Here is a 21,323-nt window from a genome sequence, read left to right as displayed (position 1 = left end):
CCCTTTGTTTTCAAGCAAAAAGGCAGCCGCCACCAGGACGAATTCAACGACATCAATGAGGGGATTTTAAATGGTCGGAGTGGAGAGATTCGAACTCCCGACCCTCTGGTCCCAAACCAGATGCGCTACCAGACTGCGCTACACTCCGTACCCGTCAGCATGACCAAAATGCGGTCATGAGCTGATTTTGCGTACCGCCGAACGCTTAGTCCTGCGGAACGAGTGGGGAGATACACGGTTCATCTGCCCGCTGCAACAGATAAAATCCTGCTTAGCACATCTTCCCCGATGAAAATTTACTTGCCGAGCTTTGCCGAAATGGTGGCGCTCGTCACCGTATCGCCGACGGCAAGGCCGAGTTTGCGAACAATACCGGCGTTCAGCTCGATGACATAGGCAACCGGCCCGCCGGAGCTGATGATCGCTTCGGAATAGGGCACGGCGTTTTCCTGAATATGGGTAATGACACCCTTTTGATCCAGAAAGAGCATGTCGAGCGGCAGCTCGGTGTTCTTCATCCACATCATGACAGGCCGTGTCGTGCCGAAGTCAAACAGCATGCCCTGATCGGCGGGCATCTTGTCGCGGTACATAAGGCCGAATTCGAGCTGTGCCGGCGTCAAAGCCAGTTCCACGGTGAATTTATGCGTCTGGCCTTTGGACGATGCGATCGAAAGCGGTTCGGAATCGAAAGCCATCGACTGTTGCCCTGCGGTCTGTGCCGCGAAAGACGATGGGGCGATGGCCCCAACGAGAAAAAGCGCCAAAATGGCGCTTTTCAAAATTTCAAGAAATCCGGCTTTGTTCATATCAGTGCGGCCGTGTCGCTGGGCTCGGCGCATCCGGGTGAATTTCTGCCGCCATCAGGCCCTTTTCGCCAGGCCCGAAGCGGACGAGCACCACCTGCCCCGGCCGCAGCTCGGCCAGACCGAAGCGACGCAGCGTTTCCATATGCACGAAGATATCCTCGGTGCCTTCTCCACGTGTCAGGAAGCCGAAGCCCTTGGTGCGGTTGAACCACTTGACCAGCGCGCGCTCCAGGCCGCTCGTCGCAGTCACCTGCACATGCGTGCGCACGGGCGGCATCTGCGAGGGATGCACGGCCGTCGATTGATCCATGGAGAGGATCTTGAAAGCCTGGTAGCCGCGCTCCCGGCGCTGGATCAGCGCGACGATGCGGGTTCCTTCGAGAATCGTCTGATAACCGTCACGGCGCAGACACGTCACATGCAGCAATACGTCCTGCATGCCATTGTCAGGCACGATAAAACCGAAGCCCTTGGCGACATCGAACCACTTGACGACGCCTGAGATTTCGATGAGCTCGACGGTATCGCCCGACATCTCCTCGAAGTCGACAACTCCCTTCGATGAAATTCTGTCACCCATCCTAGCCAGCCCTCGATTACGCGTCACACTGTTACGGTTAACTGATTCCCTGATATCAAGATTAACATCTTGGTAACGGAAAAGCGCAAGTCCTAGTTTTCGTTTATTCCCACCCTAAGATTATTGCTCCAATGACTTGCGCGAAGCTGGTGCCCCGACCAAAGATCCGCCCAGCTCAACATTAAGAGAGGAAATAGAATGCGTTATCTCCATACGATGGTCCGCGTCACCGATCTCGACGCCTCGTTGCATTTTTATAGCACCCTATTCGGGCTTACCGAAACCCGTCGCTACGAAAACGAAAAAGGCCGCTATACGCTCGTTTTCCTGGCGGCCGACGAGGATGCCGAATCGTCCCGCAGCAACGGTGCCCCCAGCCTGGAGCTGACCTACAACTGGGACCCGGAAGAATATAGCGGAGGACGCAATTTCGGCCACCTCGCCTATGAGGTCGACGATATCTATGCGACCTGCCAAAAGCTGATGGACAACGGCATCACGATCAACCGCCCGCCCCGCGATGGTCACATGGCTTTCGTGCGTTCTCCGGACGGCATCTCCATCGAAATCCTGCAGAAGGGCGCCAATCTTTCTTCGGCCGAGCCCTGGGCTTCCATGGCCAACACCGGCTCCTGGTAGGAGCCAAGCTTTCGCGAGGCTTACGGCACGCGCGGAGCCATCCGTTTCGCGCTTGCCGCCCATGCCCATCCTCCGGCATGCTTGGACGACTCGAAGCATCATGCATCGGATATCGCGGTCATCGTTCCCAGTCGGCGCGCGGTATCGTCGTCCCTCGCAGGAGGCCGTTCCGATGCAAGCCTTTTTTGCAGGGAACGTCCTATGTGCGATCAAGAGATTTTATACGGCAGGAAGAAGCGAGCAAGCACAATTGCCGTTCTTGCCTCATTTGTGATGATTGCGGGCTGCACGACCACGGCCAAAAAGCCGATCGAGACCTCGCAGGCTACCCCTGTCGTGCCATTGACCGTGGCAGAACAGCTGGCAGCCGATATGAACAGCAAGGCCGATGCCCGGCGCCGCAAAGCCGATGTCGCCTATCGTGATCCGATGGTCCACAGCGTCAATGGCACACGTCAGCAGATCGTCGCCCAGCAGAACCAGGCACTCTATCCTGCGCCTACGGCAGCCCCGCCTGCGGACGGGCAGACCGGCATCGGCGGCCTCGTCACGCAGCCGACGGCCGTCAATGCGAACAGAAGCAGCATCTTCTCCGCTCCGCCGCCGATCGCCGTCAATCCGGACGGGACGCTTGCCAAAACCCAAGCTGATGGCGGCCAGGCGATCACGCCGATGATGCGCAGCGTTTACAGTGCGCCACCAGCGACTATGCAGACGACGGCGCCGCAGACGATGGACACCGCCGCCGTGCCGAACGGCCGCACATCGGCCGACATGCTGCCACCACCCGTCATTCGCAATGCAACCTCGCCGGCTTCGGGTTCGCCGCAGCCGATTGCCCAGGTGACCGCGTCGGGTGTTGCGGCAACGCCGAATCCGAATGTCCACGAATTGAACGGCAGACAGGCCGCCGCTCTGGCGCAGTTCATCGCATCGAAGAACCAGCCGCAGAACGGCAAGCTGCTGGTGCAGCCCGTGCCGGGTGCAAATGGGCAATAAAAAAGCCCGCGTTTCCAGAGAATCTTCGATATCGCCGGCAAGAGCCTGTTAAGGCTCACTTATTCAGCACCGGCGGCGGCTTCACCCATCTGTCATTTTTTCCACAAAAAAGCAAAATTGCCGCTTGCGGGAATGAAATCACCCCGCTATAAGCGCGCCACACAACAGCTGAACGCGCCCTTCGTCTATCGGTTAGGACGACAGATTTTCATTCTGTAAAGAGGGGTTCGACTCCCCTAGGGCGTGCCACTGTTGTTCTTCTCCCCCGTCTTCAATTCATTTAAGCTACCGCTTGCGGACGCGATAGGCTATTCCTATCTAGGCCGTGCAGCATGCGCCCTTCGTCTATCGGTTAGGACGACAGATTCTCATTCTGTAAAGAGGGGTTCGACTCCCCTAGGGCGTACCAAAAGCGTGTCCCGAAGTTTTCCACAAGCACCTCGAAAAATCTTTGCTTAATCATCGATTTTTCTGCGATTTTTCTCGTTTTTCCGCTTGCGGGAATGAAAGGTGCTGACTATAAGGGCGCCACAGCACGCGCCCTTCGTCTATCGGTTAGGACGACAGATTTTCATTCTGTAAAGAGGGGTTCGACTCCCCTAGGGCGTGCCACTGTCTCTTCCCTTAAATTGATGATTTTGCTCGCTAAGCGCCATTATGGGGACGCGTATCGGGCGTAATCTGCGTTACGGAGCTTTCGCCGCGTCTGTGACGCGCAGCTGCACGCGGCGGCTGCCCTGCCAGTGATCGGCGCCGAGCGTGCCGGCGACATGGATCTGCGCGCCCCGGGAAGACATCAGCAGCTCGCCCAAGGGCGTCTCCGCCGCGCGGAAGGCAATGCCATCCACCCGGCCGCCATCCTGCGCCTCCAGCGTGATCTTGATATGCGATTGGCCGACAAGGCGGGAATCGCGCAGGCGGTGGCTCGGAAGCGCGAAGACGGGCTGTGGATGGCCCGAACCATAGGGACCGGCCGTCTCGAGCCTGTCGATCAGCTCCACGGTCGCGCCGCTGGCGCCGAGCGCACCGTCGATCTTCAAGGTTTCGTTGGCAACGAGCCCGGCTACCTGCTTCTCCGCCTTCTCCGTGAAGAAGGCCCGCAGCTTTCCGAGGTTATTCCTCTCCACCGTCAGGCCGGCCGCCATGGCATGGCCGCCGCCTTTGACCAGCAGACCGGCATCGACGGCGGCGCGCACCATGCGGCCCATGTCGAAGCCATTGATGGAGCGGCCGGAGCCGGTGCCCTTGCCCATCGGATCGAAGGCAATGGCGAAGGCCGGCCGGCGGAATTTGTCCTTGAGGCGCGATGCAATGAGGCCGACGATTCCCGGATGCCAGTTCTCACGCGCCGTGACGATGACGGAGGCGCCGTCGCCATTGCCGTACTCCGCCAGGGCCTCGGCCTCGGCCTCCTGCAGCATGGCGGCCTCCATGGCCTGTCTCTCGCGATTGAGCTCATCGAGCTTCGCGGCGATGGTTTCCGCTTCGCCGCCGTCGTCCAGCGTCAGCAGGCGTGCGCCAAGGGCCGCATCGCCGATGCGGCCGCCGGCATTGATGCGCGGACCAATCAGGAAACCGAAATGATAGGGCGTGACAGGACCGTTAAGGCCGGCCTTGCGAAAGAGGGCAGCAAGCCCGAGATTGCCCTGGTGGCGGGCGGCAATAAGCCCCTTAACCACATAGGCGCGGTTGAGGCCCTTCAGCGGCACGACATCGCAAACGGTCGCGAGCGCAACGATATCGAGCCAGGCAAGCAGGTCGATGGAACGCACGCGGGAATCGCCGGTCTCGCGCAGCAGCCGCAAGGCCGCGACCAGAACCATGAAGACCACACCAGCGGCACAGAGATGGCCCTGCCCCGAAAGATCATCCTCACGGTTCGGATTGACCAAGGCATGACAATGCGGCAGCTCGTGCGCCACCTGGTGGTGATCGATGACGACGACGTCGATATTGCGCGCCCTCGCCGCTTCAAGCGATTCGAAGCTGGTGGAACCGCAATCGACGGTCACGATCAGCGTCGCGCCATTGTCGATCAGCTGATTGATGGCTGTGGGATTAGGCCCGTAACCTTCGAAGATGCGATCGGGAATATAGATGCTGGCCGGAACGCCGAAATGGGTGAGAAAGCGATAGAGCAGCGCCGAGGAGGCCGCGCCGTCGACATCGTAGTCGCCGAAGATCGCGACTGTCTCGCCCTTCCTGATGGCGTGCAGGAGGCGCTGTGCTGCCTTCTCGCAATCGGTCAGCAGATGCGGGTCTGGCATCAGGCCGCGGATCGTCGGGTCGAGGAAAGCCATGGCTTCGTCCTGCCCGACGCCGCGCCCGGCAAGCACGCGGGCAATCAGCTCCGGCAGGCCATGGGTCTGCGCAATGGCGAGCGCCCTGTTCTGGCCGGCCTGATCGAGCCTGGATATCCAGCGATTGCCGGATACCGAGCGCTCGACACCTAGAAATGCCCGCTGAACTGGATCGACCGGTTGCTCCACCATCTCTCCCGGAATTTAAGAGCGGCATCCCTTTGATGCACGCCGTCGCTGGTCAGACTATTCTTTCGGCCGCTCGATGCGGATGACCTGCGGTTCGCCGACGAGATAGCCTTCGTTCTTGATTGCCGCAACCGCCTTGCGCACCGAATCTTCCGTCGTCGCATGGGTGACGAGGATGATCGTCTGGTGATCGGAGGGTGCCAGATGCTGCTTGGAACGCTGGACGATCGATTCGAGCGAAATGTGGTTTTCCGCCATGCGGGTCGCGACACTCGCAAAAACGCCGGTGCGGTCGAGAACCGTGAGGCGGATGAAATAGCCACCTTCGTGGCTCTGCATCTGCGCTTTGCGGTAGGGCTCCAGCGCCTTGGCCGGATGACCGAGCACCGGCACGCGCTGCTCGCCCGGGCGGCTCTTGGCGATATCGGCGATATCTCCGAGCACAGAGGAAGCCGTTGCGTTGCCGCCGGCTCCGGGGCCGACCATCAGCAATTCGCCGAGAATATCGGATTCGATCGCCACGGCATTGGTGACGCCATCGACCTGGGCGATGACCGAATCGAGCGGCACCATGGTTGGGTGCACTCGCTGTTCAATGCCGCTTTCGGTGCGCTGGGCGACACCGAGCAGCTTGATGCGGTATCCGAGATCGGCAGCAGCGCGTATATCCTCGATGGAGACGTTGGTGATCCCTTCGAGGTAGATGTCGTCGGCCGCGATGCGGTTGCCGAAGGCGAGCGTCGTCAGGATGGCAAGCTTGTGGGCGGTGTCATTGCCTTCAATATCGAAGGCAGGATCAGCCTCGGCATAGCCGAGACGCTGTGCTTCCTTGAGGCAATCGGCGAAAGACAGGCCTTCCTTCTCCATCCGGGTCAGGATGTAGTTGCAGGTGCCGTTCATGATGCCATAGACGCGAGAAATCGTATTGCCCGTCAGAGATTCGCGCAGGGCCTTGATGACCGGAATGCCGCCGGCAACGGCCGCTTCGAAGTTGAGCAGGACGCCCTTTTCTTCGGCGATTTGTGCGAGCTCGACACCGTGATAGGCGAGCAGCGCCTTATTGGCGGTGACGACGTGCAGGCCGCGGGCAAGCGCTGCGCGCACCGCTGCGTTGGCCGCGCCTTCGGAACCGCCGATCAGCTCGACGAAGACGTCGATATCGGCCTTCTGCGCTAGATCGACAGGACCGCCGAACCATTCGATGCCCGTCAGATCGATGCCGCGATCCCGCGTGCGATCGCGCGCTGTGACGGCGACGATCTTGACGGGACGACCACAGGTAACGGCAAGCTCGTTAGCGCGGCTCTGAATGATGCGGACGAGCGAGGCACCAACGGTACCTAAGCCCGCAATGCCGATTTTGAGGGCATCTGCCATGGAAAATTCCTGATCAGTATTTGGGACGGCAGCCGCGGGAACGGCTGCCGCGCGATATTATGAACGATGAGCGTTCAGCGAAATAACATTATGCATCGTCTCATCCGCGGTGGAGAGGAAGCGCTTCAGATTGCGCGCCGCCTGGCGGATGCGGTGTTCGTTTTCAACGAGCGCGATGCGGACATAATCGTCGCCCTGCTCGCCGAAACCGATGCCCGGAGCAACGGCGATGTCAGCCTTCTCAACCAAAAGCTTGGAGAACTCAAGCGAGCCGAGATGACGGAATTTTTCCGGGATCTTCGCCCAGGCGAACATGGTCGCGGCCGGCGGCGGCACGTCGAAGCCGGCTTTGCCGAAGCTGTCGACCAGAACGTCGCGGCGACGCTTGTAGATGTTGCGCACTTCGGCGATGTCGGAACCGTCGCCGTTCAGCGCGTGAGTTGCCGCCACCTGGATCGGCGTGAAGGCACCGTAATCGAGGTAAGACTTCACGCGCGTCAGCGCTGCAATCAGCCGCTCGTTGCCGACGGCAAAGCCCATGCGCCAGCCTGGCATGGAGAAGGTCTTCGACATCGAAGTAAACTCGACCGTCACATCGATTGCGCCCGGAACCTCCAGCACCGACGGCGGCGGCGCGTCGTCGAAGTAGATTTCCGAATAGGCCAGATCCGAAAGCACGATGATGTCGTGCTTCTTCGCGAAGGCGACGACTTCCTTATAGAAATCCAGCGTCGCGACATAGGCCGTCGGGTTCGACGGATAGTTCAGGATGAGCGCGAGCGGCTTCGGGATCGAGTGGCGCACGGCTCGTTCCAGCGGCGGGAAGAAGCTGTCATCCGGCTCGACCGGAATCGAGCGGATGACGCCGCCTGCCATCAGGAAGCCGAAGGCGTGGATCGGATAGGTCGGGTTCGGGCAGAGGATCACATCGCCCGGCGCCGTGATCGCCTGCGCCATATTGGCGAAGCCTTCCTTCGAACCGAGGGTGGCAACCACCTGCGTATCGGGATTGAGCTTCACACCGAAACGGCGGGCGTAATAGGCCGCCTGCGCGCGGCGAAGGCCCGGAATGCCCTTGGAGGAGGAATAGCGATGCGTGCGCGGATCCTGAACCACTTCGCACAGCTTGTCGACGATCGCCTTTGGGGTCGGAAGATCTGGATTGCCCATGCCGAGGTCGATAATGTCCGCCCCGCCCGCTCGCGCGCTCGCTTTCAAACGATTGACCTGTTCGAAAACGTAGGGCGGCAAACGCCGGACTTTATGAAACTCTTCCATTTCTTTCCCCATGGGACAGCGGCCCTCAAAACCGCACTGAAGTTCGTTGATCTCCCGGCCAGCCGCGATACGAACTTGGGACTCGCGGCGCCGTATTCATGCTATCTCGAAAGATAAGGTGAATCTTGGGCGCTTATGCACGCAAAATGCAATCCGCCGGTCAGATACATCCAATTTCGGCCTATCCGAACGCTTTGCGTCCAAATCGCCTGAAACGCAAGGCTAATTCTGCGTTGGGGCCGGCTGGGCGCTGCCCTCTTTCTGAATTTCCTGCAGCGTATCCTGGCCATGTTCGGCAGCGAGCTTGCGCATCTCGGCAACACGCCTCTGATATTCGGCCTCGGAGATCGTGCCGGCTTTGCGCTGCGATCCGAGTGCCGTCAGCTGCTTGACCAGATCGCCAGCCTGCTGATCATTGATTTGGACGTTTGCAGCGGTCGGCGGCGCGTTGAAGGAAGGATAGCCGTCCTTGTAAAATTGCTGCGTGCTGGTTTCCACGACCGGCGTGCCCTTGGCGGGTTTTACGATGACAGCCTGAGGCGGCTGCTTGCGCTTGGCGAAGGCCGCCTTTTCCTCGGGTGTCGAGCAGCCCGCGAGCGTCAATGCGAGAATTCCGCACATTGCACTGCAGAGTACGGAATACCGGTTCAGTCTTGCCACCATGCCGCCGCCCATAATTGTCTTCCTGCGCTATTCCTTGCTGTGGGTTGCGACTGTTAAATTTGTCGCAGCAGCAAAGCAAGAGCAGGGTTGCGTTTCATTCGACTTGTATTCCTTTTCCCGCAAGATGTACAAATGGAAAACAAGACACGAGCTGCCGCCGGGAGGATGATGCGTGACCGACAGCAAGCGGGACAAGAATGAAGGTAATGGCGGCTTTCCCGGCTTTGATCCAAAGTCAGTCGAGCCTTACATCGTCAGGGATCCCGAAGCGATGGCCGTCAACTTTGCCCGTGCGCTGGAAAATCTCGGCAAGGCAGCCTCGGCCTGGCTTGCACCGCGCGAGCGCGGTGAGAAGGTCGATACGGTTGCCGATCCTTTCACCGACATGGTCAAGACGCTGTCTAAAGTCGGCGAATACTGGCTTTCCGATCCCCGCCGGACACTGGAAGCGCAGACTCACCTGCTTTCCGGCTATTTTGGTCTGTGGACGAAGACCATGCAGCGCCTTAGCGGCGATTCGTCCGCCGAGGCTGAAGCCGAACCGGTGAAGGACAAGCGCTTCGCAGACGAGGATTGGCAGAAGAACCCCTTCTTCGATTTCTTGAAGCAGACCTATCTTCTGACGTCGAACTGGGCGGAAAAACTGGTCGGCGACGCGGAAGGGCTGGATGAACACACCCGCCACAAAGCGGCATTCTACACGAAGCAGATCACCGCCGCCTTTTCGCCAACCAATTTTGTCGCGACCAACCCGCAGGTCTATCGCGAGACTATCGCCTCCAATGCCGAGAACCTGGTGCGCGGCATGAAGATGCTGGCCGAGGACATCAGCCTTGGCCATGGCGAGTTGCGCCTGCGTCAAACCGACATGACGAAATTCGCCATCGGCCGCGACATGGCGCTGACGCCAGGCAAGGTGATCGCGCAAAGCGATGTCTGCCAGGTGATCCAATATGAGCCGGCGACAGACAAGGTGCTGAAGCGGCCGCTGCTGATCTGCCCGCCCTGGATCAACAAATTCTACATTCTCGATCTCAACCCGCAGAAATCCTTCATCAAATGGTGCGTGGAGCAGGGTCACACCGTCTTCGTGATTTCGTGGGTCAATCCCGATCATCGGCATGCGGCGAAGGATTGGACCTCTTATGCCCGCGAAGGCATCGATTTCGCACTCGAAACCATCGAAAAGGCGACGGGCGAACAGGAAGTCAATGCTGTTGGATATTGCGTCGGCGGCACGCTGCTGGCGGCGACGCTCGCCCTCCACGCCAAGGAAAAGAACAAGCGTATCCGAACGGTAACCTTCCTGACGACGCAGGTCGATTTCACCTTTGCCGGCGACCTGAAGGTTTTCGTCGACGAAGAGCAGATTGCAGCACTCGAAGAGCAGATGAACGTGCTCGGCTATCTCGAAGGTTCGAAGATGGCGACGGCCTTCAACATGCTGCGCGCCTCCGAACTGATCTGGCCCTATTTCGTCAATAATTACCTGAAGGGGCAGGAACCCCTACCCTTCGACCTCCTGTTCTGGAATGCCGATTCGACCCGCATGGCCGCGGCCAATCATTCGTTCTACCTGCGCAACTGCTACCTCAACAACGCCTTGAGCCAGGGCAAAATGGTGCTCGACGGCAAGACATTGTCGCTGAAGGACGTACGCATCCCCGTCTACAATCTGGCGACGCGGGAGGATCATATCGCGCCGGCCAAATCCGTCTTCGTCGGCAGCCAGTATTTCGGCGGTCCGGTGGAATTCGTGGTGACCGGCTCCGGTCACATTGCCGGAGTCGTCAACCCGCCCGACAAGCATAAATATCAGTTCTGGACCGGCGGCCCGACCGGCGGTGACTATGAGGATTGGCTCGCCGGGGCAAAGGAGACACCTGGCTCCTGGTGGCCGCATTGGCATGCCTGGATCCTCGCGCAAGACCATCGCATGACGGCTGCGCGCAAACCCGGCGGCAAGGCCCTCAATGCGCTGGAAGAGGCACCCGGCAGCTATGTCCTGGAACGGGCATAAGTCACCCGATTATGCAATTTCCTTCGCCTCTCCTCCCTGCCCGCCTGATTTCCCGCTACAAGCGCTTCCTCTTCGATGCCGAGCTGGAAGACGGGACATTCGTCACCGGCTCCTGCCCCAATACTGGCTCGATGCTCGGCCTTACGACACCTGGCTCGCGCATATGGCTCTCAGAGCATGAGGGCGCGAAGCGAAAATACCGCCATGTCTTCGAATTGATCGAGGCAGACCGCACGACCGTCGGTGTCAACACCGCCATGCCGAACCGCATTGCAGCGGAAGCGATCGCGCTTGGGCAAATCTCCGATCTCGGTGAGTATACAATGATCAAGCGCGAGCAGAATTACGGCCGCAACTCGCGTATCGACCTGCTCTTGACCGACCCTTTGCGGACAACCACCTATGTCGAGGTGAAAAACGTCCATTTCATGCGACGGCCAGGTCTTGCGGAATTCCCAGATACGGCGACGGCGCGCGGCGCCAAGCATCTGGAAGAACTCGGCGATATGGCCGAGGCCGGCTATCGCGCCATCATGCTGTTCGTGATCCAGCGCAACGATTGCCATCGCTTCCGCATCTGCGGCGATCTCGATCCGTTCTACGCCACGGCCTATGATCGCGCTTTGAAGCGTGGCGTCGAGGTCTATGCGCTGAAATGCAGGGTTTCGCCGACTGAAATCGCGCCTGCCGGGTTGATCCCGATAGACGAACCCGGCATAGCTGCATTAGAACAGTTTAAGATCTCTACCAAAGGCTAGTTATGGTGAACTACATCGAAGCGGCAACGGCGCCGGCGAAAAATACGGGTGCTATCCGCATCTACGGAGAGGACGCCTTTGCCGGAATGCGCAAGGCGTGCCAGCTGACCGCCCGCTGCCTCGATGAACTCGCCGCGATCGTCAAGCCTGGCGTGCCCACCGATGTCATCGACCGTTTCGTTTTCGAATTCGGCATGGATCACGGCGCCTATCCCGCGACGCTGAACTATCGCGGCTACATGAAATCCTCCTGCACCTCGATCAACCACGTCGTCTGCCATGGCATTCCCAACGACAAACCGCTGCGCGAAGGCGATATCGTCAATATCGACGTGACCTATGTGCTCGATGGCTGGCACGGCGATTCCAGCCGCATGTATCCGGTCGGAGAAATCAAGCGTTCGGCCGAGCGGCTGCTGGAAGTCACCTATGAATCTCTGATGCGCGGCATTGCCGCCGTTCGTCCGGGTGCACGCACCGGCGCCATCGGCGAAGCGATCCAGACCTATGCCGAAGGCGAGCGCTGCTCGGTCGTGCGCGACTTCTGCGGCCACGGCGTCGGCAGCCTCTTCCATGACTCGCCGAATATCCTGCATTATGGCCGGGTCAATGACGGCCCGGAACTGCGTGAAGGCATGATCTTCACCATCGAGCCGATGATCAATCTCGGCAAGCCGCATGTGAAGGTGCTCGGTGACGGCTGGACGGCCGTCACGCGCGACCGCTCGCTCTCGGCACAATACGAACACACGGTCGGCGTCACTGCGACGGGCTGCGAGATCTTCACCCTGTCGCCCGGCGGCCTAGACCGCCCCGGCCTGCCGCCGCTGCAGGGATAATTCATGGCAAAACGTCCCGCTTCTTCTAACGGACATGGTGACATGCCCCTCGATAGAGGCGGGAAGACGGAGGCGTTGGAAGATGCGCCGCTACTCGACGAGCGGCTGTTCTTCCCTCAACAGGTCGCCAAACCCGCCTCGACATCCAAATCCGCACCGATAGCCAAATCCGCGACAACCAACGTCGAAGCCCATTATCATGGCCACCGCGAACGGTTGCGCAATCGCTATCGCGACGGCGGCGACGCGGCATTGGCGGACTACGAAATCCTCGAACTCCTGCTTTTCCGGCTGATCCCGCGCCGAGACACGAAACCGATCGCGAAGGCCCTGCTCGCCCGTTTTGGCACGCTTGGCGGCGTATTCGGCGCTCCGGTCAACCTGCTGACGGAGGTCAGTGGCGTTGGCGATACCGTCGCTCTCGACCTGAAGCTCGTGGCAAGCGTCGCGCAGCGCATGCTGAAGAGCGAATTGACGGGTAAGCCGGTGCTCTCCTCCTGGAAGGCGCTCATCGATTATTGTCATGCCGCTATGGCGCATGAAGCACGCGAGCAATTTCGCCTGCTGTTTCTCGATAAGCGCAACGCCTTGATCGCCGATGAGGTGCAGGGTTTCGGCACGGTCGATCATACGCCGGTCTATCCGCGCGAGGTCGTCAAGCGCGCGCTCGAACTCTCCGCCTCCGCAGTAATTCTAGTCCACAATCACCCGTCAGGAGATCCAACACCTTCGCGTGCCGATATCGACATGACCAAGACCATCATAGACACTGCCAAGCCTTTGGGCATCACCGTTCACGACCATGTTATCATTGGAAAAAACGGCCATGTCAGCTTCCGCGCATTGCGGCTGATTTGAAATTGTCGCAGATGCGATAATCCGATACTTCAAATCTATATTGTATGTTTTTGATTGTACGTGATCATTATCGAATCTCATCCATTCGATCATGGCGAAATATCCCGAATTCGTCATGGCGATCTCCGCTTTCATTTTTCAGCTCGGCGTCAGGATCATCTGGCAGAAGGATCGCCGCGTTCCTGTCGGCTGATCCGCCCGTGGAAGCTGTTGTTTGATTTGGCCTTATCCGCTTCCATGCGCCGGCCATCTGGAGATCGAATGCCGAAGATGTCGCCCAAGCTTGCTCATCGCCTCCTTTCTATCGGTCGCGGCGCGCTTGTCGCGGCAGGCGCTTTTCTGGTGGCCGCCAGCGGCTTCTATGCTCACATGCTCTGGACGACGAACTTCCATCCGGTCATTGCCGGCGAGCTTTACCGTTCTTCGCAGCCCTCGGCCACCAACATCGCCGAGTTTCAGAAGCAATACGGCATCAAGACCATTATCAACCTGCGTGGCTACAATAGCGGCCACCATTGGTACGATACCGAAGTTGCCGAGGCGAAAGCGCTCAACATCGACCATATCGATTTCCATATGTCTTCGGCCCGAGAGCTGACACAGGAGCAGGCGGCGCAGCTTGTCGAGATCATGCGGAATGCGCCAAAGCCGATCCTCATTCATTGCCAGGCCGGAGCCGACAGAACTGGCCTGGCCTCGGCACTTTACCTTGCCGCCATTGCCAAGACGAATGAGGCTACCGCGGAGGGCCAGATGTCGATCATCTATGGTCACCTACCGTTCTCCTTCACGCGTGCCTATGCCATGGACCGTACTTTTGAGAAGCTGGAACCCTGGCTCGGTCTTTCGGCCTCGTGAACACCAAACTTCCCGTTAGATAATCTGTAACATTGAGACGCTACCGGTTGACGGAGCATGTTGCATTGCGACATTGATTCCCCATTCCAGTCATCCGAGGCTTCCCGATGGACCAATTCGATCTCCTAGTCGTAGGTAGCGGCCCCGCCGGCCGCAGAGGCGCTATTCAGGCTGCCAAGCTCGGCAAGAAGGTACTCGTCGTCGAGCAAGGCAAGCGGGTCGGCGGCGTCTCGGTCCACACCGGGACCATTCCCTCCAAGACGCTGCGCGAAACCGCGCTCAACCTTTCGGGTTGGCGCGAACGCGGCTTCTACGGTCGCGCCTATCGCGTCAAACAGGAGATCAGTGCGGAGGATCTCCGCCGCCGCCTGCTAATCACCCTCGACCACGAGGTCGAAGTGCTTGAGCATCAATTCGCGCGCAATCGCGTCCAGCACATCAGAGGCAAGGCAAGCTTCGTCGATCCGCAGACGATGCAGATCGTCAAGGATGATGGCGAGGTCGTCACCGTGTCCGCCGCCAGCATACTGCTTGCAGTCGGCACCAAACCTTTCCGTCCGGATTACATGCCGTTCGACGGCAAGACGGTTCTCGATAGCGATGAACTCCTCGAGATCGAGGATTTGCCGCGATCGATGGTCGTCATCGGCGCCGGCGTCATCGGCATCGAATATGCCACAATCTTCAGCGCGCTCGACACGCAGGTGACGCTGATCGATCCGAAATCCACCATGCTCGATTTCATCGACAAGGAGATCGTCGAGGATTTCACCTATCAGCTTCGCGATCGCAACATGAAGCTGCTGCTCGGTCAAAAGGCCGAGAAGGTGGAGCGGCAGAACGGCAAGGTCGAGCTGACGCTCGACAATGGCCGCCGCATCACGACAGACATGGTGCTCTTCGCCGCCGGCCGCATGGGTGCCACCGACACCGTTAATCTTGCCGCTGCCGGCCTTGAGGCCGATGCTCGCGGCCGCCTGAGCGTCAATCCGGAAACCTTCGCCACCAAGGTTCCGCATATCTTTGCCGCCGGCGATGTCGTCGGTTTCCCGAGCCTTGCCTCCACGTCGATGGAACAGGGCCGCATTGCCGCGCGCGTCGCCGTCGGCGCGATCGCCAAGGAGCCGCCGAAATACTTCCCCTATGGCATCTATGCCGTGCCGGAGATTTCCACCTGTGGCCTCTCGGAGGAAGAGGTCAAGGAACGGCACATCCCCTATGAGTGCGGCATCGCCCGCTTCCGCGAGACGTCGCGCGGCCACATCATGGGCCTCGACACAGGCCTCTTGAAGATGATCTTCTCGCTGAAGACCCGCCGCCTGCTCGGCGTCCACATCGTCGGCGAAGGCGCCACCGAGCTCGTGCACATCGGACAGGCCGTGCTGAACCTTAAGGGCACCGTCGAATATTTCGTCGAAAACACCTTCAACTATCCGACGCTTGCCGAAGCCTACAAGATCGCCGGCCTCGACGCCTGGAACCGCATGGGCGATATCAAGTCGGAACTCTAATAGGTCAATATTGACCATGCCGGCGGAGCTCACTACTCTGCCGGCATGATGAACATTCTCAACATCGCTTCGGTCTTCTTCATAAGCCGCTAATCCCTAGGCTTTCAGCCAAATGAAGACGAGACCGCCTCAACGGCCGCGAGGCCGCGGGTAGGTCTTTGCCGAAACAGCCGTGATGCCCGCACAGGAAGGGTGAAAAACGGCGCGATGATCGAGAGAGATTTCATGCCATCCCAAAAACAGTATCCGGCTGCGCTTTCCGACGCGCAGGTGAACGATTTCATTGAACATGGCTTTATACGCATCGATGATGCGTTTTCACAGGAACAGGCTGCCGAAGCCCGCGCCATCATGTGGCGCGATATTCCATGTCGCGAGCACGATCCGGCAAGTTGGAGATTTCCGGTCGTGAGGCTGCCAGGCTATGGCGGCGAGCCATTCCGTGCCATCGCTAATATGCCCATTTTGCACGCTGCTTTCGATCAACTGGTCGGGCGTGGGCGATGGCTGCCAAGAGATGGGCTTGGGACCTTCCCCGTGCGTTTCCCGCATCCGGACGATCCCGGCGACGCCGGCTGGCATGTCGACCTCAGCTTTCCTGGGGACGATTGCGATCCGAATGAGCAAAGCGACTTCTCCGCCTGGCGCGTGAATGTCACCTCGCGAGGGCGCGCTCTGCTTACGCTATTCCTGTTTTCCGATGTTGGCGAAGACGATGCGCCGACCCGCATCCGCGTCAGCTCTCACATGGATATGGCGCGCTATCTCGAGCCTGCCGGAGAGCACGGGCGTTCTCATATGATGCTCGAGCAGATGGGAGCCGACCGCCCTCACGCACTGGCAACGGGAAAGGCTGGTACGGTCTACATCTGCCATCCCTTCATAATCCACGCCGCCCAGAAGCATCGAGGCGCCACGCCGCGATTTATGGCGCAGCCTTCGATCGGCCTTGCTGAGCCCTATCGATTGGAACGGCCGGATAATGCCTATAGCCCGGTCGAGACAGCCATTCGCCGCGCTTTGGGTAAGGAATAATCGCGCCGAACTGATTGCTGATAGCCTGGGGCCTCTCGCCCCAGCCCTCTCTCCGCTTGCGGGGAGAGGAAGCATTATGACGAAACAACAAAAGCCCCACCGTTTCCGGTAGGGCTCAATGTCAGTCCAGAAGAAAGACGATTATTCGGCGCTGTCTTCAGCAGCCTTCTTCTTCGGAGCGGCCTTCTTCTTCGGAGCCGCTGCTTCTTCGCCTTCAGCGGCAGCTTCGGTTGCTTCAGCCTTGGCAGCAGCCTTCTTCTTCGGAGCGGCCTTCTTGGCAGCCGGCTTGTCTTCTTCTTCGTCGTCAGCCAGCAGCGCTTCCTTGGAAACGGTCTTGTCCGTGACGTTGACCTCGGTCAGCAGATGGTCGATGACCTTTTCTTCGAAGATCGGGGCGCGCAGGTTGGCGGAGGCGCCCGGCGTCTTGCGGAAGAATTCGAGGATTTCCTTTTCCTGGCCCGGGAACTGCTGGAGCTGTGCGTAGAGAGCGCGCTGCAGTTCGTCTTCGCTGACTTCGACGCCGGCCTTTTCGCCGATTTCGGAGAGAACGAGGCCGAGGCGAACGCGACGCTCGGCGAGCTTGCGGTATTCCTCGCGAGCCTTTTCTTCGGTCGTGTCTTCGTCTTCGAAGGTCTTGCCAGATTCGCTGAGATCGGTTTCGATCTGGCGCCAGATGCTGGCGAATTCGGCGTCGACGAGCTTCTGCGGCGTGTCGAACTGATACATTTCGTCGAGCTGGTCGAGGATCTGACGCTTGACTTTCTGGCGGGTGACAGAGCCGTACTGGCTTTCGATCTGACCGCGAACGATCTCCTTCAGGCGATCGGCGGATTCGATGCCGAGCTTGGAAGCGAGTTCGTCGTTGATTTCGATTTCACCGGGAGCTGCAACTTCCTTGACGTTGATGTCGAAGGTGGCTTCCTTGCCAGCGAGGTTCTTGGCCGGATAGTCGGCCGGGAAAGTTACGGTGATGACCTTCTCATCGCCAGCCTTGAGGCCGACGAGCTGCTCTTCGAAGCCCGGGATGAAGCGGTTCGAGCCGAGAACGAGCTGTGCGTCTTCGTCCTTGCCGCCGTCGAAGGCAACGCCGTCGACCTTGCCGAGGTAATCGATGGTGACGCGGTCGCCGTTGGCAGCCTTGCCCTTCTTGGTCTCGTAGCTACGAGCGCTTTCAGCGATCTTGAGGATCTGCTCGGTCACTTCGTCTTCACTGATTTCAGCGACTTCGCGGGTAACCTTGATGCCATTGACCGGCTTCAGTTCGATCGCCGGGATGACTTCATAAGACAGCGTGAATTCGAAATCGGCCTGAGCGGAGAGGATCTTTTCTGCCTCGTCCTGGTCTTCCGTCATCGCGATTTCCGGCTGGGTGGCCGACTTCTCGCCGCGCTCGGTCAGGATCGCCGGCGGCTGGTCGCGAACGATTTCGTTGACGAGGTCAGCCATGATCGACTTGCCGTAGACCTTCTTCAGGTGCGAGACCGGAACCTTGCCGGGACGGAAGCCGTTGATGCGGACCTTGTCCTTGACCTCGGCCAGGCGCTCGTTCATGCGCACTTCCATGTCCTTGGCCGGGATGACCACCTTGATTTCGCGCTTCAGCCCTTCAGCGAGCGTTTCGATAACCTGCATTGTCCTACCTTCATTCATGGCGGCCGTGCCCAGCCTGCCGTTCGTTTCGATGAGCACGACGCCGGAAAATCCCGAGCGTGGCTTGGATGCAATTCTCTTTCATCTTGCAAGAGCGCCGCGCCTTCGAATGAACGCGCAAAAGGCAGCTCTATCCCGTCACGAGCCAAAACATCTTATCCACTTTCCTCATCGAAAGCGGGATGCTTTGGGCAAGATGCGCGTCCTGCGGCATATCGGAAGACAGGCTTCGTGAGCCTCCCCCCGTCCACAAGACAGTGTTGGTGCGGGTAGAGAGACTTGAACTCCCACGCCTTGCGGCACCAGAACCTAAATCTGGCGTGTCTACCAATTTCACCATACCCGCGTTCCCAAAACCGCATGGCGATGCCTGCCCATGGGGCCTTCCGGAGCGCGGCGTCTCTATATCACCCGTTTTAAACCACGCAAAGGAAAAATGACGGCTCCGCGACAACGCTTAAAGCTTATCGGAGCCATTAGCGCAGATATCGTCAGTAAAGCGGCTCCTCGTAGACGGATTTGCCGTCTAGAAGCAGGCTTCTGATATGGGCAACGCCATCCGAAGACACCCGCGCCGCAATGGCGACGCGATTGGCGTTGCGGGCGCTTTCGATATCGTGTCCCTGCCCTTCGGGCACGTAGTAGCGCTCGATGCCATAAGCGACCCCGACAATCGCCTGCGACGGGTCGGCGGCATCGCCATAGAAAACATAGTCGACAGGCAAGCTTTTGAGCACGACCGTATCGGGCTTCGGATCGAGCTTTCCAAATGATGATTCGACGATCCCCCAGTAACCGTCGTCCTGCTTCTTCAGGCGAACGGACAATAGCGCGCCACTTCGGCTCGCTTTCGGCGGTCCTTCAACCATCGTCGAGAACGGAACCCGCGAGATGTCGTAGTTTAAGGTCACGTAGTCGCCGCGCAAAAGATCGCGCGGATCGACTGGCGCAGTCTTCAAAAGAATCTCGACGCCGCTCCGCAAGCCCCAGGCCCGCTCGCCAACCATGTAGCCAAGAACCGCCGTCTGCAGAGCGGCAACGACGATAGCGGCAATCCACAGGCGGCGGGAACCCATGCTCAGACTCCTCTCAGCGATATCGGTCATGCCCGCGTCCCCTGCCCGCGATTATCGGAAAAACGCCGTTCCAGCTGGATGACCAGCCAGGCGGCAATCGCCACCAGCAAGCCGGCAACGAGGAAGAACCCGGCCGTGCCGATGATCGAGCCGATCGTCTCGCTGGCGAGGTAAAGAATCTCGCAGGAAAAGACGAAATAGGCCAGATAGCGCACCGCGCCGTTGTCGCGGCCACTGAGCGCGATTGCGATCACGCAACTCGCCAGTGTCGCTGCCGCCACGATGACGAGCGGCAATTTGTCTTCCACCCAGACATTGTTCTCAAAGGACCCGTTGCTGATCTCGGCATGAACCAGGAAGAAGCCGATCGATGCGATCAGAAAGGTGTAGAAGGCCGGCGCGGCACCAGCTGTGCGGGCAAAAGGCATCAGCGGCGACGCGGGAACACTAACGACGAGAAACGCCGCCATGCCGAGAGCGGCAAACAGGATCGCGGTATTCAATCCCTCATGACGGCCAAATAGCCATGTAAGCCAGCCGACGAGCATGAGATAGGCCAGATGCCGAGCCATGGGCGCATCGGCATAGCGGACAAGCGCGATCAGGAACACAGCCATCAGAGGCGGCATCCAGGGCATGATCCCATACCATTCGTCGAAATGGCCCCAGAGATAGACGCCGCAAAATGCCCAGGCGAGAAAACCGGCGAGCCCGACCTGCGCCGAGGAACGAAACAACGCCGCAACAATGCAGGCCGCGGCGTACCAGACGAGCATCATTCTGAGTTCGTCGCCGGACAGATTGTACATCTGGCCAACCAGCGCCATGGCGCCGCCGAAACTCAAGGTGCCGAGGATCAACATTGCGGCGGCGAGGATGGAGCGACCCTGAGCTAATAAATATGCCGCCGCGAGATAGAAGGCCCATATCATCGCAACCAGCCCCAGCAGACGGGCAATTCTCGGAAGAGCCTCCCAGTTTGCGGAGATGAACAGCAAGATGGCAAGGCCGAGAAGCACGGCGGCGATGATGGTTAGCACCCGGCCGGCGCTGAAACTCGTCTGACGACCGTCATACTCGCTGAGGATGGCTTTCGCCGTCCCCGCGTCGACCAGCCCCTTGTCGGTCCAGATCTTGAGATCCCGCTCCAGCCTGCCCCTGTACATGCCCGGCTCCCCTCGCTGCGATTCTGCTCGCGACAGAGTTAGCACAAATCGCCGCCCAATCGATGCGAGCCGAGCGGTTCTGGCAGAGGCTTCGGCTCACAGGAATGTGTGCCATATTAATACGGAATTAAGGGATCTGCAGTATCCTCACGGCCGGTAAAGAGATACCGATTAAAGATATGCGCGCAGCTCATGCCTCCCATGAAATTATTGCGCTGCACAAATTCGAAAAGTCATACTATTTATCAAGCAACAAGACGGCGGTGGCGCGCCGGACCGATGCAGATCGGACCAAGCCTGGGGATAGCATCCCGACACGATATTCGGAGCCGCACACTCCTCCTCCCAGTGCGCTTCGATAGATTGACGACACTCCTCCTCCCAGTCGTCAATCATCTCAAATGACGCCCACCGCATCCTCCTCCCGCGGTGGGCGTTATTTTTTATCCCCTCTAAATCGGTTTATGCTGAACGGATGCCCATGCCGGCCATCAGCCGGCAATTGCCAGTATGGGAAGAGTATCAAGCTCACTTCTGAACCGCCGCACGGCAGTTCGCGGCAACATCGGCCCCTCCAAAACAGCAGGGCTGGCGAAAAGGTGGCTAAAAGCGGGCGGCTACCGGCAAACGCTTCGGAATGGCTGACACTGGCGCGGAATTGACTTCCGGCGACGGACCAGCTTTGGCCGCGATATGCACACAAAGCAGCCACCATCTT

At 59.2% G+C, this 21,323-nt stretch carries 18 protein-coding genes and 5 tRNA genes; 12 read left to right on the top strand and 11 right to left on the bottom strand.

Translation table 11 applies throughout. The annotated features are described in order from the left end of the window. Positions 1-71: 71 nt before the first annotated feature. From JJQ51_RS21685 to JJQ51_RS21675, 3 genes are all read right to left on the bottom strand, one after another. A tRNA-Pro gene (locus tag JJQ51_RS21685) sits at positions 72-148 on the bottom strand. A gap of 148 nt (positions 149-296) precedes the next feature. After that, positions 297-809: a DUF192 domain-containing protein gene (locus JJQ51_RS21680; RefSeq protein ID WP_269245324.1), complete on the bottom strand. Its 513-nt coding sequence runs from the start codon at positions 807-809 to the stop codon at positions 297-299. Between the two features lies 1 nt (position 810). Next, positions 811-1,389 (bottom strand): cold-shock protein, encoded by a 579-nt coding sequence (locus tag JJQ51_RS21675; RefSeq protein ID WP_112721378.1) that lies wholly within the window; start codon positions 1,387-1,389, stop codon positions 811-813. 198 nt (positions 1,390-1,587) lie between these two features. On the opposite strand from JJQ51_RS21675, the gene JJQ51_RS21670 reads away from it, so the two are divergent. The 5 genes from JJQ51_RS21670 (at position 1,588) to JJQ51_RS21650 (ending at position 3,639) form a co-directional block, all read left to right on the top strand. Then, positions 1,588-2,028 (top strand): VOC family protein, encoded by a 441-nt coding sequence (locus tag JJQ51_RS21670; RefSeq protein ID WP_113333696.1) that lies wholly within the window; start codon positions 1,588-1,590, stop codon positions 2,026-2,028. 201 nt (positions 2,029-2,229) lie between these two features. Beyond that, complete coding sequence (locus JJQ51_RS21665; protein ID WP_269245323.1) at positions 2,230-3,027, top strand: hypothetical protein; 798 nt, start codon at positions 2,230-2,232, stop codon at positions 3,025-3,027. 174 nt (positions 3,028-3,201) lie between these two features. After that, a tRNA-Glu gene (locus JJQ51_RS21660) sits at positions 3,202-3,276 on the top strand. Between the two features lie 85 nt (positions 3,277-3,361). After that, positions 3,362-3,436: transfer RNA gene (locus JJQ51_RS21655), tRNA-Glu, on the top strand. Positions 3,437-3,564: 128 nt separating this feature from the next. Next, a tRNA-Glu gene (locus tag JJQ51_RS21650) sits at positions 3,565-3,639 on the top strand. 74 nt (positions 3,640-3,713) lie between these two features. On the opposite strand, the gene recJ is transcribed toward JJQ51_RS21650, so the two are convergent. From recJ to JJQ51_RS21630, 4 genes are all read right to left on the bottom strand, one after another. After that, a complete protein-coding gene (gene recJ / locus JJQ51_RS21645) occupies positions 3,714-5,519 on the bottom strand; it encodes a single-stranded-DNA-specific exonuclease RecJ (protein ID WP_371865526.1) in 1,806 nt (601 codons plus the stop codon). A gap of 54 nt (positions 5,520-5,573) precedes the next feature. After that, a complete protein-coding gene (locus JJQ51_RS21640; RefSeq protein ID WP_113333694.1) occupies positions 5,574-6,893 on the bottom strand; it encodes a homoserine dehydrogenase in 1,320 nt (439 codons plus the stop codon). A 57-nt stretch (positions 6,894-6,950) separates the two neighbouring features. Further along, positions 6,951-8,171 carry an LL-diaminopimelate aminotransferase gene (locus JJQ51_RS21635; RefSeq protein WP_095434780.1) on the bottom strand — a complete coding sequence of 407 codons (1,221 nt, stop codon included), beginning with the start codon at positions 8,169-8,171 and terminating at the stop codon, positions 6,951-6,953. Positions 8,172-8,393: 222 nt separating this feature from the next. Further along, on the bottom strand, positions 8,394-8,846 hold the full coding sequence (locus JJQ51_RS21630; protein ID WP_113352608.1) for a hypothetical protein: 453 nt from the start codon (positions 8,844-8,846) through the stop codon (positions 8,394-8,396). A gap of 160 nt (positions 8,847-9,006) precedes the next feature. On the opposite strand from JJQ51_RS21630, the gene JJQ51_RS21625 reads away from it, so the two are divergent. From JJQ51_RS21625 to JJQ51_RS21595, 7 genes are all read left to right on the top strand, one after another. Next, complete coding sequence (locus JJQ51_RS21625; protein WP_113352609.1) at positions 9,007-10,854, top strand: PHA/PHB synthase family protein; 1,848 nt, start codon at positions 9,007-9,009, stop codon at positions 10,852-10,854. Between the two features lie 11 nt (positions 10,855-10,865). Next, positions 10,866-11,612, top strand: a complete 747-nt coding sequence (gene sfsA / locus JJQ51_RS21620) for a DNA/RNA nuclease SfsA (RefSeq protein ID WP_113352610.1) — start codon at positions 10,866-10,868, stop codon at positions 11,610-11,612. 2 nt (positions 11,613-11,614) lie between these two features. After that, positions 11,615-12,451 (top strand): type I methionyl aminopeptidase, encoded by an 837-nt coding sequence (gene map, locus JJQ51_RS21615; RefSeq protein WP_106997750.1) that lies wholly within the window; start codon positions 11,615-11,617, stop codon positions 12,449-12,451. Positions 12,452-12,493: 42 nt separating this feature from the next. After that, a complete protein-coding gene (gene radC / locus JJQ51_RS21610; protein ID WP_233788711.1) occupies positions 12,494-13,309 on the top strand; it encodes a RadC family protein in 816 nt (271 codons plus the stop codon). A 261-nt stretch (positions 13,310-13,570) separates the two neighbouring features. Then, positions 13,571-14,167, top strand: a complete 597-nt coding sequence (locus tag JJQ51_RS21605) for a dual specificity protein phosphatase family protein (RefSeq protein ID WP_113333688.1) — start codon at positions 13,571-13,573, stop codon at positions 14,165-14,167. Between the two features lie 107 nt (positions 14,168-14,274). Beyond that, on the top strand, positions 14,275-15,678 hold the full coding sequence (gene sthA / locus JJQ51_RS21600; RefSeq protein ID WP_113352613.1) for a Si-specific NAD(P)(+) transhydrogenase: 1,404 nt from the start codon (positions 14,275-14,277) through the stop codon (positions 15,676-15,678). A 225-nt stretch (positions 15,679-15,903) separates the two neighbouring features. Continuing rightward, entirely contained in the window at positions 15,904-16,713 is an 810-nt protein-coding gene (locus JJQ51_RS21595) for a phytanoyl-CoA dioxygenase (protein ID WP_113352685.1), read from the top strand. 141 nt (positions 16,714-16,854) lie between these two features. Here JJQ51_RS21595 and tig read toward each other — a convergent pair whose 3' ends face one another. The 4 genes from tig to JJQ51_RS21575 form a co-directional block, all read right to left on the bottom strand. After that, positions 16,855-18,345: a trigger factor gene (tig, locus tag JJQ51_RS21590; RefSeq protein ID WP_113333686.1), complete on the bottom strand. Its 1,491-nt coding sequence runs from the start codon at positions 18,343-18,345 to the stop codon at positions 16,855-16,857. Between the two features lie 279 nt (positions 18,346-18,624). Beyond that, positions 18,625-18,709, bottom strand: a tRNA-Leu gene (locus JJQ51_RS21585). Between the two features lie 145 nt (positions 18,710-18,854). Continuing rightward, the gene (locus tag JJQ51_RS21580) at positions 18,855-19,469 is read right to left on the bottom strand and encodes a GDYXXLXY domain-containing protein (RefSeq protein WP_113333684.1); all 615 of its coding nucleotides are present in this window, start codon (positions 19,467-19,469) and stop codon (positions 18,855-18,857) included. After that, positions 19,466-20,605: a DUF2157 domain-containing protein gene (locus tag JJQ51_RS21575; RefSeq protein WP_269245322.1), complete on the bottom strand. Its 1,140-nt coding sequence runs from the start codon at positions 20,603-20,605 to the stop codon at positions 19,466-19,468. Before JJQ51_RS21575 ends, JJQ51_RS21580 begins: the two co-directional genes overlap by 4 nt. Positions 20,606-21,323: the final 718 nt, after the last annotated feature.

The sequence above is a fragment of the Rhizobium sp. AG207R genome (genome assembly GCF_027109195.1).
In the GTDB taxonomy this organism is placed as follows: domain Bacteria; phylum Pseudomonadota; class Alphaproteobacteria; order Rhizobiales; family Rhizobiaceae; genus Rhizobium; species Rhizobium dioscoreae.
The sequence above is the reverse complement of the archived record's forward strand: the minus strand, read 5'-3'. Positions and strand labels throughout refer to the sequence as shown.

Excerpts from the sequence above, each read along its gene's own strand:
- JJQ51_RS21630 (WP_113352608.1), bottom strand. The coding sequence starts at position 8,846 with ATGGGCGGCGGCATGGTGGCAAGACTGAACCGGTATTCCGTACTCTGC.
- JJQ51_RS21575 (WP_269245322.1), bottom strand. The coding sequence starts at position 20,605 with ATGTACAGGGGCAGGCTGGAGCGGGATCTCAAGATCTGGACCGACAAG.
- JJQ51_RS21635 (WP_095434780.1), bottom strand. The coding sequence starts at position 8,171 with ATGGAAGAGTTTCATAAAGTCCGGCGTTTGCCGCCCTACGTTTTCGAA.
- map (WP_106997750.1), top strand. The coding sequence starts at position 11,615 with ATGGTGAACTACATCGAAGCGGCAACGGCGCCGGCGAAAAATACGGGT.
- sthA (WP_113352613.1), top strand. The coding sequence starts at position 14,275 with ATGGACCAATTCGATCTCCTAGTCGTAGGTAGCGGCCCCGCCGGCCGC.
- JJQ51_RS21640 (WP_113333694.1), bottom strand. The coding sequence starts at position 6,893 with ATGGCAGATGCCCTCAAAATCGGCATTGCGGGCTTAGGTACCGTTGGT.
- JJQ51_RS21680 (WP_269245324.1), bottom strand. The coding sequence starts at position 809 with ATGAACAAAGCCGGATTTCTTGAAATTTTGAAAAGCGCCATTTTGGCG.
- tig (WP_113333686.1), bottom strand. The coding sequence starts at position 18,345 with ATGCAGGTTATCGAAACGCTCGCTGAAGGGCTGAAGCGCGAAATCAAG.
- JJQ51_RS21675 (WP_112721378.1), bottom strand. The coding sequence starts at position 1,389 with ATGGGTGACAGAATTTCATCGAAGGGAGTTGTCGACTTCGAGGAGATG.
- JJQ51_RS21605 (WP_113333688.1), top strand. The coding sequence starts at position 13,571 with ATGCCGAAGATGTCGCCCAAGCTTGCTCATCGCCTCCTTTCTATCGGT.
- sfsA (WP_113352610.1), top strand. The coding sequence starts at position 10,866 with ATGCAATTTCCTTCGCCTCTCCTCCCTGCCCGCCTGATTTCCCGCTAC.
- recJ (WP_371865526.1), bottom strand. The coding sequence starts at position 5,519 with ATGGTGGAGCAACCGGTCGATCCAGTTCAGCGGGCATTTCTAGGTGTC.
- JJQ51_RS21670 (WP_113333696.1), top strand. The coding sequence starts at position 1,588 with ATGCGTTATCTCCATACGATGGTCCGCGTCACCGATCTCGACGCCTCG.
- JJQ51_RS21665 (WP_269245323.1), top strand. The coding sequence starts at position 2,230 with ATGTGCGATCAAGAGATTTTATACGGCAGGAAGAAGCGAGCAAGCACA.
- JJQ51_RS21580 (WP_113333684.1), bottom strand. The coding sequence starts at position 19,469 with ATGACCGATATCGCTGAGAGGAGTCTGAGCATGGGTTCCCGCCGCCTG.
- radC (WP_233788711.1), top strand. The coding sequence starts at position 12,494 with ATGCCCCTCGATAGAGGCGGGAAGACGGAGGCGTTGGAAGATGCGCCG.
- JJQ51_RS21595 (WP_113352685.1), top strand. The coding sequence starts at position 15,904 with ATGCCATCCCAAAAACAGTATCCGGCTGCGCTTTCCGACGCGCAGGTG.